Source organism: Paenibacillus sp. GCM10023252 (genome assembly GCF_042653305.1).
GTDB lineage: Bacteria > Bacillota > Bacilli > Paenibacillales > Paenibacillaceae > Pristimantibacillus.
Map to the genome: position 1 here is coordinate 54,276 of NZ_JBHSHW010000037.1, position 13,963 is coordinate 68,238.

Annotated in this window: 16 protein-coding genes; 13 read left to right on the forward strand and 3 right to left on the reverse strand. The window is 50.2% G+C overall.

The window, feature by feature from the left end; genetic code table 11:
- Positions 1-14: 14 nt before the first annotated feature.
- The gene (locus ACFO9Q_RS20875; RefSeq protein ID WP_379185509.1) at positions 15-1,313 is read left to right on the forward strand and encodes a DHHW family protein; all 1,299 of its coding nucleotides are present in this window, start codon (positions 15-17) and stop codon (positions 1,311-1,313) included.
- 82 nt (positions 1,314-1,395) lie between these two features.
- Here ACFO9Q_RS20875 and ACFO9Q_RS20880 read toward each other — a convergent pair whose 3' ends face one another.
- Complete coding sequence (locus tag ACFO9Q_RS20880; protein ID WP_379185510.1) at positions 1,396-2,397, reverse strand: leucine-rich repeat domain-containing protein; 1,002 nt, start codon at positions 2,395-2,397, stop codon at positions 1,396-1,398.
- Between the two features lie 72 nt (positions 2,398-2,469).
- Here ACFO9Q_RS20880 and ACFO9Q_RS20885 point away from each other — a divergent pair, with 72 nt between their 5' ends.
- From ACFO9Q_RS20885 to ACFO9Q_RS20895, 3 genes are all read left to right on the forward strand, one after another.
- A complete protein-coding gene (locus tag ACFO9Q_RS20885) occupies positions 2,470-3,246 on the forward strand; it encodes a carbon-nitrogen hydrolase family protein (RefSeq protein WP_379185511.1) in 777 nt (258 codons plus the stop codon).
- A 69-nt stretch (positions 3,247-3,315) separates the two neighbouring features.
- Positions 3,316-3,507 carry a hypothetical protein gene (locus tag ACFO9Q_RS20890; RefSeq protein ID WP_379185512.1) on the forward strand — a complete coding sequence of 64 codons (192 nt, stop codon included), beginning with the start codon at positions 3,316-3,318 and terminating at the stop codon, positions 3,505-3,507.
- A gap of 136 nt (positions 3,508-3,643) precedes the next feature.
- Complete coding sequence (locus ACFO9Q_RS20895) at positions 3,644-4,231, forward strand: YdeI/OmpD-associated family protein (RefSeq protein ID WP_379185513.1); 588 nt, start codon at positions 3,644-3,646, stop codon at positions 4,229-4,231.
- Between the two features lie 743 nt (positions 4,232-4,974).
- Here ACFO9Q_RS20895 and ACFO9Q_RS20900 read toward each other — a convergent pair.
- Complete coding sequence (locus ACFO9Q_RS20900) at positions 4,975-5,859, reverse strand: phytanoyl-CoA dioxygenase family protein (protein ID WP_379185514.1); 885 nt, start codon at positions 5,857-5,859, stop codon at positions 4,975-4,977.
- A gap of 132 nt (positions 5,860-5,991) precedes the next feature.
- On the opposite strand from ACFO9Q_RS20900, the gene ACFO9Q_RS20905 reads away from it, so the two are divergent.
- Entirely contained in the window at positions 5,992-6,855 is an 864-nt protein-coding gene (locus ACFO9Q_RS20905) for an AraC family transcriptional regulator (RefSeq protein WP_379185515.1), read from the forward strand.
- 15 nt (positions 6,856-6,870) lie between these two features.
- Here the strand turns inward: ACFO9Q_RS20905 and ACFO9Q_RS20910 are convergent, their stop codons facing one another.
- Positions 6,871-7,878 (reverse strand): helix-turn-helix domain-containing protein, encoded by a 1,008-nt coding sequence (locus ACFO9Q_RS20910; protein ID WP_379185516.1) that lies wholly within the window; start codon positions 7,876-7,878, stop codon positions 6,871-6,873.
- Between the two features lie 111 nt (positions 7,879-7,989).
- Here ACFO9Q_RS20910 and ACFO9Q_RS20915 point away from each other — a divergent pair, with 111 nt between their 5' ends.
- The 8 genes from ACFO9Q_RS20915 to ACFO9Q_RS20950 all read left to right on the forward strand — a co-directional run bounded on the left by ACFO9Q_RS20915 (position 7,990) and on the right by ACFO9Q_RS20950 (position 13,938).
- Positions 7,990-8,856, forward strand: coding sequence for a phytanoyl-CoA dioxygenase family protein (locus tag ACFO9Q_RS20915; protein WP_379185517.1), 867 nt, complete (start codon positions 7,990-7,992; stop codon positions 8,854-8,856).
- A gap of 99 nt (positions 8,857-8,955) precedes the next feature.
- The gene (locus ACFO9Q_RS20920; RefSeq protein ID WP_379185518.1) at positions 8,956-9,255 is read left to right on the forward strand and encodes a Rieske (2Fe-2S) protein; all 300 of its coding nucleotides are present in this window, start codon (positions 8,956-8,958) and stop codon (positions 9,253-9,255) included.
- 192 nt (positions 9,256-9,447) lie between these two features.
- A complete protein-coding gene (locus ACFO9Q_RS20925; RefSeq protein WP_379185519.1) occupies positions 9,448-9,762 on the forward strand; it encodes an ArsR/SmtB family transcription factor in 315 nt (104 codons plus the stop codon).
- 12 nt (positions 9,763-9,774) lie between these two features.
- Complete coding sequence (locus ACFO9Q_RS20930) at positions 9,775-11,076, forward strand: arsenic transporter (RefSeq protein WP_379185520.1); 1,302 nt, start codon at positions 9,775-9,777, stop codon at positions 11,074-11,076.
- 20 nt (positions 11,077-11,096) lie between these two features.
- Positions 11,097-11,522: an arsenate reductase (thioredoxin) gene (gene arsC / locus ACFO9Q_RS20935; protein ID WP_379185521.1), complete on the forward strand. Its 426-nt coding sequence runs from the start codon at positions 11,097-11,099 to the stop codon at positions 11,520-11,522.
- A gap of 13 nt (positions 11,523-11,535) precedes the next feature.
- The gene (locus ACFO9Q_RS20940; protein WP_379185522.1) at positions 11,536-11,973 is read left to right on the forward strand and encodes a protein-tyrosine phosphatase family protein; all 438 of its coding nucleotides are present in this window, start codon (positions 11,536-11,538) and stop codon (positions 11,971-11,973) included.
- Positions 11,974-12,182: 209 nt separating this feature from the next.
- Positions 12,183-13,103, forward strand: a complete 921-nt coding sequence (locus tag ACFO9Q_RS20945; RefSeq protein ID WP_379185523.1) for a carbohydrate ABC transporter permease — start codon at positions 12,183-12,185, stop codon at positions 13,101-13,103.
- A 13-nt stretch (positions 13,104-13,116) separates the two neighbouring features.
- Positions 13,117-13,938 carry a carbohydrate ABC transporter permease gene (locus ACFO9Q_RS20950; RefSeq protein WP_379185524.1) on the forward strand — a complete coding sequence of 274 codons (822 nt, stop codon included), beginning with the start codon at positions 13,117-13,119 and terminating at the stop codon, positions 13,936-13,938.
- Positions 13,939-13,963 lie beyond the last annotated feature (25 nt).

Sequence of the window (13,963 nt, forward strand, 5' to 3'; positions counted from 1 at the left end):
ATAGGAGTAACGAAGTGAGCAAATCGATTTCAATCGTTTATATGGTCGCATTTATAACTATCATTTTCGGTTTTTCCTTGGCAAGCCTCATAATACCGGATAGAGGCATGTCTACCAGTGAGAATAGATCCTTAAGCAAGCTCCCCCATATTAGTGCCAAAGCCATGACAACACGGAGCTTCTACGAAGACATGAATCAGTATTTTAATGACCAACTTGTTTTCCGTGACGAGATGGTTGAGATCTATCAAAATCAGCAAAACTCCAAAATGTATAACTCTATGTTGTTCGAAAATATATTTCATGCCAAAAAACAGCAGAAGCCTGAGGATGGAACGGAAATAAAAGATTCTCGAGTCATATCCAGACTTGTGGTGACTAACCATAAGTGGATCTTGCCGATAACCGATAAAGTCGTTCATACGAAGAGTATCGACGGGGCTGCTGCAAAATTAAATAAAGCTATTGGGTTCGCCGAAGAACAAAACACAGAAGCGTATTTCGTCTTTAACCCGTCTAGAACGAAAGCCTTGATGCATTTATATCCAACCTATCTGCAAACCGACGCCTATGCCAAATCGAAAGACTATTTCTTGTCTAAACTCGATAGAAATGTAAACGTCGTTAATATCGGAAACAAGTTCGATACCTTTACGAAGGCGCAATTAGAAGAGCTCTATTTCGAGACCGATCATCACTGGAATATAAAGGGTGCGTTTGCAGCCTATCAGGAGATGATTGCGCAACTATCCAAGGAGTCAGCCATATTTGAAGACAAGCCCATGTCCTTGAATGAGATACATGTATCTAGATTAACAACCGGCAGCTTCGAAGGTAGTTACAATCTTCATATAAAACATGCTGTCAATTCAAGAAAAGCAGATAGAACGATCATATACGAACCGAAAATTCCATTTGCATTTAAAAATGTTGAGGTTATTAGTAAAGACGGCAAGGAAGTGATCAGAAATTTTAATGATTTTTATGGGTTTAAAAAAGGACGGAGCGTCTATTCTTATGGTCTCATCTACGGAGGGGACAGACGAAAAATTACTTACGAGAACCCAAAGGCAAACAATAAATTAAATGTTCTCTTGCTCAAAGATTCTTTTATGAATCCTATTACGCCGTATATAGCCCAACATTTCAAACATCTAACCGTATATGACAATCGTTATTATTCAGAATTCAGCTTGAGAGAGCTTCTTAAGAGTGAGCATTATGATATGTTAATCATTGCGTTCCATGACGATAATCTCTATAGCGGCACTTATAACTTTGAGAAAATAAAGCAAACTAACGAGCCATTATAGGCGCAGCCAAATAACTTGAAGGCACCCCCGCGGGTGCCTTTGTCTATGTGGGGTGCTGAGTGGTGCAGAACTTCTAGTATTTCTAGATTGATACGTAGGTAAGAGACGGCATACGATCGAGGAAGGCTGGACGTTCCTTCAGCTGGTTGCCACTCATGCTCAGCGATCTGAGGCGCTGAAGCTGCTCTAGCTCGGGAGGGAGCTCGCTAATTGCGGTATAACTAATATCCAATGTCTCTAGCTGGTGAAGCTGGCCAAGCTCGGGAGGGAGCTCGCGCAAGGAGATCTGTTCAGCTGGAATCATCTGCATAAGTCCTGGCTCAATCTGGATACAGCTGCCGCAGTAGAGGGTCAGGTGTCGTAAGTTGCTCAACTTGCTGATGTCGGCTGGAAGCTCCTCCAGGTCATACGTGTAGATGGTAAGGGACTCTAGTGAAGTGAGCTCGAATAGGACGGGAGGCAGTCTTCTAACCCTGTGCTCGAATAAGTGAAGCTGCTTGAGACAACCCCGGAGGCTGCTGAGACGCTCAGGCAGATCCGTCACGCCGTACCCCGATATATCAAGCTTATCCGTCTGGTGCCTGATGGCATCGTCCAGATAATGATCAAGATCCTGATGAGCAGCCAGCATCATGAATAGGCCAGGGACTTCCGCGGACAGCTCCTCAGCTTCTTCTTCTCCAATGACAAGAGACAGCATCTCCTCGTGAGCAATCGTGATCAGCAAGGGGCTTCCATCCTCATGGAGGAAGGATAAGTCTTCGGGCAAGGCAGGATGCTGCCAAGCATACATGCTGCGGGCGGATTCTTGTAACAGGGCAACGGCTTCAGGACAGCTTGTATAGAAATAATAGTTCCCCTTGGTATATGCGAAGCTTGAGCGCTTATCCCTCAGCTGATGAAATGACTTCTTGTACTTGAAGTATGGGGATAATCGCTCTAGTACGACTTCCATGGTATGAGTCAGCCTCATCTTGGGGTGCAGACGCACCACGAACATAGCCGCGCGCTCCCCCACATAATCAAGCAGCCGATCGTAGGCATCGCCCCGTGGATTGCTGTGGAAACCGATCAATACGCTCACTCCCCTTTGCATCCTCGTTGTATCTACTATACGATTAGATGATCAACTTGAACAGGCAGGTGCTGATACATAATGACAACGAATTCCCTTCGAATAGCAATGGGACAGATGGCTGTAGAGCCTGGACAGGCAGAGAAGAATCTAACGACTGCCGTTCGCATGATTGGGGAAGCTTCCGAGCAGGGATGCCAAGTAATTGTTCTGCCAGAATGCATGGACTTAGGGTGGACCTATGCAGATGCTGCGGCGCTCGCGCTCCCGATACCAGGAGATTACAGCGATAGGCTCTGCAATGCGGCTAAGGAGTACCAGATCTACATCGTGGCGGGGCTGACAGAGCGGAGCGGGGACAAGCTGTACAATGCAGCTGTGCTCATTGATCCGAATGGAGACATTATTCTGAAGTATCACAAGATTAACGAGCTGTCGATTGCTGAGAATCTGTATGCCAAGGGGGGATCGCTTGCGGTAGCGGAGACACCTCTAGGGACAATCGGGGTGAATATATGTGCAGACAACTGGCCTCCGCATAATGATCTAGGCCATGCCTTAGGCATGATGGGAACGAAGCTGCTATTATCGCCATCCTCCTGGGCGGTTCGACCAGAGCATAGCGATGAGGAAGAGTATTACGGACTCCCATGGCAGAACTCCTATATGGAGCTTGCGAAGCGCAGCGGGATGACCGTTATAGGTGTGAGCAACGTGGGTCCAGTCGTCGGCGGAGCTTGGGATGGGTGGAAGTGCATCGGCTGTTCCTTGGCAGTCGGCTCGGACGGAGAGGTGCTTGTACGAGGTCCATATGGTGAGCAGGCAGAAGAGTTAATTGTAGTTGAAGTGAGCGTGTAAGGTGATTCAATTAAGCCGTATTCTGGGTATATATAGGCGAGTCCAACACTAGAGGAGGTGGCAGAACGAATGGTTGTGAACCAGAAGCAGATGCCCATGCGCCAAGGTGAGACAGACGAGCCGAAGAATGCCTTAAGGAGCTACGTAGAAGGTGCAGAAGCGAGAGACTATCAGGTTAGAAAACATGAGAGACCCTCAGGTACGCATCAATACATGGACGAGCAGAATAAGATGATTGATAAGGTTAACTTGCGAAAATAGACGTGTTGAAGCAACGGAGCCCTCGGCCAAATCTGGCTGAGGGCTTGTTCTTTTTTGAGATGAATGGGATGGGTCTGCTACAATAATTAGAAAGTAGAGTTGGCGGGATGCGCCAAGGGGGCAGGTTAGCCAGAGTATGGAGATGAAGGACGGAGTTAGCGCGTATTATGCCCGTGATCGAGCGGCTTGGCGAAAGTGGTTCGAGGAGCATCACCTCGTGGAGAAGAGTGTATGGCTAATTATCTATCGCAAGCAGAGCAGCACTCCGAGTGTCTATTATGATGAAGCGGTGGATGAGGCACTCTGCTTCGGGTGGATTGACAGTACGCCGAAGAAGCGGGATGAGGAGAGTTATTATCAGTTTTTTGCAAGGCGCAGCCCTAAGTCGAACTGGAGCCGGGTGAATAAGGAGAAGGTCGCTCGGTTGATGGAGATGGGGTTGATGACCGAGGCGGGAATGGCGGCGGTGGAGCTGGCGAAGCAGACAGGGACGTGGACGGCCCTGGATGAAGTGGAGAATCTGACGATTCCGGATGATCTCCAGGCAGCCTTCCAGGAGAATGTTGCGGCGTGGAGTAACTTCGATGCCTTCTCTCGTTCCTCTAAGCGCGGCATCCTCGAGTGGATCCAGAGCGCGAAGAAGCCGGAGACGAGGCAGAGGAGAATTGCGCAGACGGTGTCGCTGGCAGCGGACAATAAGAAGGCCAATCATCCGGGCAAGTGAGCAGGGGAGATCCTCGTGTGGGGGTGGGCTAGGACGAGTAGTGCTAGTTATGGAGCAGGCCGCTCCCCGCAGGTGGGGAGGGCAGACCGCTGCCCGCTGGCGGTCAACGAGGAGCAGAAATGCACCATATTAAGGATGTCGCCACCAGTATGCGGTCAACGAGGAGCAGAAGTGCACCTTATTAAGGATGCCGCTACCAGTAAGCGGTCAACGAGGAGCAGAAATGCACCATATTAAGGATGCCGCCACCAGTAGGCGGTCAACGAGGAGCAGAAATGCACCATATTAAGGATGTCGCCACCAGTATGCGGTCAACGAGGAGCAGAAGTGCACCTTATTAAGGATGCCGCTACCAGTAAGCGGTCAACGAGGTGCAGAAATGCACCATATTAAGGATGCCGCCACCAGTAGGTGGTCAATGAGGAGCAGAAGTGCACCTTATTAAGGATGCAGCCACCAGTAAGCGGTCAACGAGGAGCAGAAGTGCACCATATTAAGGATGCAGCCACCAGTAGGCGGTCAACGAGGTGCAGAAATGCACTATATGGGGCATGTAGCTCTCCGCAGGCGGGGAATCAGGTGCAGAAATGCACCATATCTTGGTGGTCCGGTCAGATGGTGTGCTCACACACGAGTGCAACGGGTACGCATCGGTATATAGAAGAGCAGAAGGAATAAGCCCTCGGCCATATCTGGCTGAGGGCTTGTTCTCTGACAGTCGGTCATTGCATTCAATTGCACATTCAAATAACAGAGCGGTTCTCTGCCTCATGTTCTTCTCTATCGGCGAGCCAGTCCTCAAGGGTGGCAACTCGCTCGGGACGGACTGCGCTACGAGCGAGGAAGCCCGTTCCATAATTCGGCATAGGGTCTTGATCAGTCGGTTGATACCGAAGGTCGACGCTCCAGCGCACACCATCGGATTGATTCAAGGTAGACATATGGAGACAGCGATCGTTGAACAGGATCGCGCTGCCAGCGGCTGCCGGGAGAATGACAGTCTCTGTAGAACCGAGCTGATCCTCCCTTAGAGCTGTGTAGCCAGTGCCGCTGTACTGCTCTGCATGCCATTCCAATAATCTCTTCCGATGGGTTCTGGGCTTGATGTGCAGACAGCCATTCTCCTCATTCGCATCAACAAGCGGAATCCATACGGTAATGACCGGATTGGAATTGGCATCTGGCCAGTAGGACTTGTCTTGATGCCAAGGGACAGCTCCTGCAGCTACTCTTGGAATCTTAGGTCTAGTGTTGTAGACAGGATTAGCATAGATCTCGGATCCAATGAGCGACTGAACAGCATCCAGAATCTTGGGGTTGCTCATGAGGTGGAAGTACCCTGGGAGCCGATCACGCCAGCCGCGGCCGTACTTCAGGAAGTCATCCGGAGTCAGATCCTGGAACAGCTCGGCTAAGCGGTATTGGAAGGGGCGGTCCTCCAATAGATCGTTAATGAGCCCGGCATTCAGTAAGTCGTTCGCAATGATGGACACCTTCGAGTTCATTGCCTCCTTCGCCGGAGCCATATCCTCTTCCGTCAGCAGCCTGTCGATTAGCAGATAGCCCTCACGGTTATAGAATTCCATCTGCTCCTTGGTTAAGCTGCCTCCATTATGCTGGTCATTCATGTCAATCTATCCCTCCATATTGTAAAATAATGATAGAGTAAGATTAACACGAAGGTAAGACCTCGTATTTAGCCGGGAGTTCGTAGATTGATCCATTCTTCCGGTGATTCGAGAGAGGGGGACAAGGCTAGGATGTTGACCGTTGAGGCTATGCTGCCTGCCATTAGAGTGGCCCATTATTATCAATTCCCTGCTGATCGCAATGCGAAGGAAGTACAGAGAAGGGGATATTGTTACGCCCTTCATCTCGTCCATGGCGGGCGAGGGAAGGTGACGGTGGATGGTACCGTCTATCCTGTGACGAAGGGGGATCTTATCTACCTTCAGCCAGGAGTGGTTCATTCCTTCTATTCCAGACCAGAGGATCCGCTCAGCACGTACAACATCTATTGTGATCTCTGGAAGGCGCCGCAGCCTACCTCCATTCATCTGGAGTGGGACGAGAATCCCATGAAGCAGGAATACTTGACGCATATCGTAACAGGAACGCAGCTGGACCAGCTTGAGCATTATTACCCCCTTCAGCACGAAGGGGAGATGACGATGCTGCTGGCTCATATTGTTCACAAGCATCATCAGCAAGGGGAGAAGACTAACGCCATCACGTCGAGTCTACTCTATGGATTCCTGCTGGAGCTGCTGCAGATTGTACAGGAGAGAAGAGTCGGGGACTACAGGATAAGAGAGATCATGTATCGAATGGACCGTGAAGCTGCCAGCGGTTGTCCGTACGAGAGCTGGCAAGCAGCGAGCGGTCTGGGCAAGACGCAGTTCTATTACTTGTTCAAGCAGGCAGCGGGGATGTCCCCTAAGGCTTACTGGACCAGAGCTCTAATGAAGCAAGCATCCATCTACCTTGCCGAGAGCGACAGCTCCATTACGGATCTTGCGGAGCATCTGGGGTACTCCTCCATTCATAGCTTCACGAAGCAATTCACAGCCTTCTACGGCATATCCCCTCAACGTTATCGCAAGCAGAAGCGTGGTCTGGAGTAGCTCAATACTCAATGCTTAGACCTCAGACCGCCCCCGCTCCCGCCGCCATTCGGTCGGGGTTCGGCCCATCTTGCGCCGGAACACGGTGGCGAAGTGCTGGCTCGTAGCGAAGCCGAGATCCAGCGAGATGTCCATGATGCTGCGATCCGATTGCTCCAACAGCCTGCAGGCCTCCTCCATGCGTCGATGCTCGATGTAGCCCTTAGGCGTCAGTCCCGTGTAGGCTTGGAAGCTGCGGTAGAAGTGAGTAGTGCCCATACCAGCTTCCTTGGCAAGCTCCGGGACAGTGGGCTGCCAGTCGGGCTGGCTGTGGAGCAATTGCACAATGCGGGCAAGCGACTCCTTGGCCAAGCGCTGCCGTGCGTCCTCAGCAGCTGCGGCTTGCCGAATCATGAAGAGGAGCAAGTCAGTTAGAATCAGACGCCCTTCGAGCGGAGCCATAGGGCCTGCATGGCTCAGCACCTGCTGCAGCCGGTGGAAGCTGCGGGCAGCCTCAGGACCAGCGTAATGAACTCGCGGCAGCAGCCATAGCTTCTCCAGCATCCAGCGCTGCTCCTCTGGTTGAAGCTGGAGCCATCCCGCGCTCTGCTCCGGAATGAGACCGCGGCGCGGGTATATGACATAGGGCTGGTTAGAGCTGGTCTGAGCATGATGGGAATGGCCTGCCGAGACGCCATCCCACGCAGCCGCATGCCCCGAATCACTGCCGTCCCCCTCTGCCACAGGTACCTGCACAATGAGCCACCACAGCCTGCAAGGCTCAATAATGTTGAACCTCCCCTTATGCACCTCTCCAGGCTGAGCGACGAACACATCGCCCGCCTTCGTCTCGAAGGTCTCCCTCTGCGTCTCCCAAGCGGCCCTCCCTCTCTCTATATAGACGAACTCGAACGACTGCATGTGCAGATGCTCCTCGAGTCCGATCGCTTGCGAAGTATCCTCATAGCCGAGTGTAACCAGCTCCGGTACAATATCCTGTTCATCATAGGTCCATCGTGTTCGCTGTGTCCGATTAGTCTTCATGTGTCGAATTCTACACAGTGGTTCTCTTAACGTCAACAGTCTTCCGCTCCGGCATAATGAAGGAAGCAAGTGAACAGCTGTATGAACTTAAGGAGAGAGGCGTGAGAGACAATGGAACAGACGAAGCGGAATGAACCGATTAACCAGAATGTTATCACCATTACCGAGCAAGACTTAGCATCCTACAAGGACAAGGGATACTGGATATCCCCGAAGCTGCTGGACGATGATCAGATTGAGAGACTTAAGCTAGCCCATGACCGTATCTGGAACGGCGAGGCGGACGGGGATGGATATCCTCAATATGGAATAGTACGTGCAGACCCGAATTCGGTGAAAATAAGAAAGCTAGACAACGGCTGGTGGATTAACAACGAAGTCCGGAGCGTCGTAACCTCCCCCCTCATCGGCCGACTAGCCTCCGAACTAATGGAAGTGCCCGAGGTCAGGCTGTGGCATGACCAGGTTATATTGAAGCCAGGGGCGGGAGCCGATGCCGCGACACAAGCGGGCAATGTAGGCTGGCATCAGGATTATGGGTACTGGCAGTGCTCCTCCACAACGAATATGGTCACGGTGTGGATTGCGCTTCAAGATACCGACCTGACGAATGGCGGCATGGTCAGCATTAATGGTTCGCATAAGTGGGGGTTGATTCCGGATAGCAACACTTTTTTCAACCAGGATATGGATCAGCTTAAGGCCAAGTACGCGAGCGACGGGCGCGAGTGGGTGGAGGAGCCCTGCATCCTGAAGGCGGGCCAAGCCAGCTTCCATCATTCGTTAACGTTCCATGGTTCAGGACCGAACTTCACGGACCAGCCTCGAAGATCCATTGTGGCCCATCTCATGCCGGGGGACACCTATTACCGCAAGGGAGTACAGTGGCATCCGAATATGCACTTCATGGGACCGCGTCCGTACGACGGCAAGCGGTTCGACAACGAGTACTTCCCATTGCTCTACTCACGTGGATGATAGACTGAAGATTAGTATGGAACCTCTATTAGAGTGCGATTATAATGGACCTGTATAGGGCGCTATTCGAATCCTACTCATAACAGGGAGCTGACGGACATGAACGAAGAAGTGGTGCTAGGTGAAGTTGGAGCGTTCGGGAGCTTCCCGGCTGAGGTGAAGATTGGGCATCACTCGTATTATCTGGCGAAGGATGGCGAGGGGTTCGGTCTAGTCTCCAGAGTGTGCCCGCATGCAGGCTACGAAGTGGAGATTGAGGATGGCGAGTTCTACTGTCCGCTTCACGGCTGGACCTTCGACCTGGAGTCGGGTCGCTGCCTCAATGTGCCAAGCACGGGGCTGCGCAGGTTTGAAGTTATCGTTCGTGAGGGACAGTTCATAGCGATGATGACCCCATAGATAACTGCTGCGTTACCCTTGCGGGAAAAAAGCTGTACCAGCCCTCTGCAGAGGGGAAATGGTGCAGCTTTTTTTACATCAAAAGCATATCATCAACTGATTATATTCATTATTGCTTATATAAGTGTGTGAGTATATAATAATGTCAGCCTAAGCATTACTCGAATAGGTGAAGGAAGGAGAGAAGGCCTGATGAGTACAATCGACGAGTTATCGGACTGTATGAAGCTCCTCTCGGACAAGACGAGATTAACGATAATGGCCTTGCTGAGAGAGAAGGAGATGTGTGTGTGCGATCTTGTAGATATCTTGCAGACTACACAGCCTAATGTAAGTCAACACTTAAGGAAGTTGAAGCTTGGCGGCCTGGTTCATGAGACCAGACGCAGCCAGTGGATCTATTATTCCTTGAACGTGGAGAACAAGCCACACTTGCATAGTCTGATGCAGCAGCTTCCTTCAATGAGAGAACAGCTTGCTGCACGACCGATAATGAAATGTGATTAACCGGGAGGCAACATGTTAGCTATCGCAGTCGTTATATTCCTAGTGACGCTCCTGTTCGTCATATGGCAGCCTAGAGGTCTTAATATTGGATGGTCCGCTGCCGGCGGCGCCATTATTGCCCTGCTGTTCGGAGTAGTCAATCTGACGGATGTATGGGACGTCACTCAGATCGTCTGGAACGCCACACTTACGTTCGTCGCTGTCATTCTCATCTCCTTAATTCTTGATGAGATTGGTTTCTTTGAATGGGCAGCTCTACATATGGCTCGGTATGCTGGAGGCAGCGGCCGACTGATGTACGTTTATGTCATCTTGCTTGGTGCAGCTGTAGCGGCGTTTTTTGCGAATGATGGAGCTGCGCTCATTCTAACTCCAATCGTACTGGCTATGGTTAGAGCCTTGAAGTTTAATGATCGCATGATTCTGCCATTTATTATGGCTAGCGGTTTTATATCGGATACCGCATCGCTGCCTCTAGTCGTTAGTAATCTAGTCAACATCGTATCATCTGACTTCTTCGGGATTACGTTCGTAGAATATGCTAGTCGAATGATTGTCCCTACTCTCTTCTCTATTGCTGCGAGCTTGTTGGTTCTGTACTTGTACTTCCGGAAGGACATTCCTGCGGATTATGATACAGGGCAGCTTAAGGAGCCGCTAGATGCCATTAGAGATAAGCGGTTGTTCCGGCTTTCTTGGGTTGTGCTTGGCGTATTGCTAGTAGCCTATATGCTGAGCGAATTCATTCATGTGCCGGTGTCGCTGATTGCAGGTGCTGCGGCAATTGTGTTCCTTATTTTTGCAAGGCAGAGTGAGGCCATTCACACCTGGAAGCTGGTCAAGGGCGCGCCATGGGCAGTGGTCGTGTTCTCCATCGGGATGTACGTAGTTGTGTACGGACTGCGTAATGTCGGCTTAACGGACGAGCTAGGGAAGGTATTCCAGTGGGTTAGCGAACAAGGGCTATTCGTCTCGACGATTGGCGCAGGCTTAATCGCTGCCATCCTGTCCTCCATCATGAATAATATGCCGACGGTCATGATCGATGCTCTGGCCATTCAAGGAACCTCGACTGAGGGCATCATTAGGGAGTCCTTAATTTATGCTAATGTCATCGGTTCTGATCTGGGTCCCAAGATTACACCAATCGGTTCACTTGCAACATTGTTGTGGCTGCATGTTTTATCTCAGAAGGGGGTTAAGATCGGTTGGGGTTACTACTTCAAGGTCGGCATTATCTTAACCGTCCCTACGCTTCTCATTACATTAACTGGTCTGTATGTATGGTTATTGGTGATTGATTCAATCCATTAATTATTAAGGAGATATTACTCATGGACAGAAAACCTCTTGTATACTTCTTATGCACAGGAAACTCATGCCGCAGTCAAATGGCTGACGGATTCCTCCGAGAGCTTGGCGGACATCAGTATGAGGTGAAAAGCGCAGGTCTTGAAGCACATGGGCTGAATCCTCGTGCTGTAGCAGCAATGAAGGAAGCGGGGATCGATATAACGAGCCATACTTCAGACGTCATCGATCCTGAGATTCTCAATCGTGCTGATTATGTGATTACCTTGTGCGGTCACGCTGACGAACATTGCCCTGTTATCTCGAACAAGAATGTGGTGAAGTGGCACTGGGGCTTCGATGACCCTGCCAAGGCAACCGGCACGGAAGAGGAGATTACAGCGAAGTTCCGTGAAGTGCGAGACTCGATTAGAAGCCGTGTCAGCGAATTTGTGGAGACTGGGAGATAAGGAGAATAACAGCATGCAAAAGAACTATCAGAACCTCGTAGAGGATAAGGTATTCTTCGGCGGAGCAGCCGATGTCGAGGATATGGTTAAGAACGAAGGAATTGAGATCGTTGTTGATCTGCGGGGCGAGGCGACCGAATGTGCTTACCCAGACGAGAGCCTGACATGGATTCAGGTCCCGCTTGGGGATAACGCAGAAGGTCCGCAAGACCAATTGTTCAAGCAAGCAATTGACCACATTGTAGAGGCGTACAAGAGTGGTAAGAAGGTAGGCTTCCACTGTGGCGGCGGCAGCGGCAGAACCGGTGCTGTAGCTGTAGGAACGCTAATTGAGCTTGGTAAGAGTCACTCGATAGATGAAGCTGAAGCACTAGCTAAATCCATTCGGCCAAAAGTGAATGTGAAGCCGGCACAACGAGAAGCGTTGGAGAAGCTGTATCCAAGTGAATAAGTTGGTTATATAGGGTTTCATTGCTTGGCGCATAGGTAATATAAGGTCAACCATATCTTATTGGTTGGCCTATTTACTTTATTTATTTGTATATCGCACCTGAGTTCTTTTGGTAACCACATTGGCGGTTTTGGCTAAAGATTTATGTGGAAGGATATTGTATCTTTGGAATGTAACCGCTTTAACGATGAAAGGGGGACAATTACCTTATGCCATTAGAGACCGTAGTGGATACACCGGTCACTTCAGTCCGCAGGAGCAGGCTTAACCGTAATAAGTGGTATGGATTGCTTTTTATATTGCCAACCTTCGGTGCTTATCTGCTGTTCTCGCTAGTGCCTACGCTGGCCGTTTTTGTTCTTAGTCTGTTCAAGTGGGATCTGGTCAATGAACCGGTATACATAGGGCTGGATAACTTCATTCAACTGTTCAATGACCCGCTGTTCCTGAAGTCGCTGCGAATTACGTTCACCTATGTCCTCTACAACATTCCCATTCAGTACCTCATCTCCCTGCTAATCGTACTTGCTCTTAATCGTCCTCTTCGAGGCATCAAGGCATTCCGCGTCATCTACTTGGTGCCTTGGGTGACGACTCCAGTTGCTGTTGCCATCGTGTGGAAGTGGGTGTTGAATCCTTCCATGGGCGTGCTGAATTATGTCATCGAGCTGCTAGGCTTCAATCGGGTGGACTGGTTCTCCTCTGCCATGGCCATGAAGTCAGTGCTAATGGTTAACATCTGGCAGCATACAGGCTTCTCCACGCTCATCCTGCTTGTCGGCATTCAGAGCATTCCTAAGATGTATTACGAGTCCGCAGAGATCGACGGAGCGGATAGAATTCGTTCATTCTGGCACATTACATTGCCGCTGCTCAAGCCGACGCTGCTGTTCCTGCTGATTACTGGATTTATCGGTTCCTTCCAAGTATTCGATACGGTGTATGCGATGACAGGCGGAGGACCAGGAGACAGCACTTCCGTGTTTTATTTCTTAATCTACAAGCAGGCCTTCAACTTCTTGGAGATGGGATACGCTTCGGCGATGTCGGTTGTTTTATTTATAATCCTGATGGTGGTCACGTTACTGCAATTCAAGCTGTTCCGCAATACGACCTATGATTATTCGTGAGGAGGATGCCGGGGTGAAGCGAACGATAGAGTACAGCTTTACTTATTTATTTCTTATCTTTTTCGCGGTGCTGTCTTTGTTTCCATTCTATTGGATGATTGTTATGGCACTCAAGGACCGCAAGCAAGCCTTCGTATACCCGCCCGAGTGGCTTCCCACGTCATTCATCTGGGACAACTTCGTACGAGTATGGAACAACGTTGATTTTGGCATGTACCTGGCTAATACAGCGTTCGTCACTGTCGTGCTGGTCGTCGGACAGCTTGCCTTCTGTGCCATGGCGGCTTATGGCTTCGCACGCATGGAGTTTCCCGGCCGTGACCTCATCTTCGTCCTGTTCCTTGGCAGTATGATGATTCCACAGATTGTCACTATGATCCCGCTGTACATCTTGATTAAGGAGATGGGGTGGATTGATACCTACAAGGCCGTTATTCTGCCAAGTGTGTTCGGGACGGCTTTCGGTGTGTTTTTCCTGCGGCAATTTTTCCAGAGTATCCCGAAGGATTATGAGGATGCTGCACGGATAGACGGTGCTGGAGTGATGCGAACGTTCACCACTATTATTATGCCAATGGCGAATTCGGCGATGGTCACGCTAGGTGTGCTGACATTCGTAGGTGCCTGGAACAACTTTCAATGGCCGCTCATTGTGCTGAACACGCCTGAGAAGCAGATGATTAGTGTAGCCTTAGCCAATCTTCAGGGACAATTCACCTCAGACTGGACAGGGATGATGGCTGGAGCTCTGCTTACGCTTCTGCCTATCCTCATTATTTTTGTCTTGGCTCAGCGGTACTTTGTGGAATCGATCCAGATGAGCGGCTTCAAGTAAGCCTCAAGTGCTCTTAGGATAAATG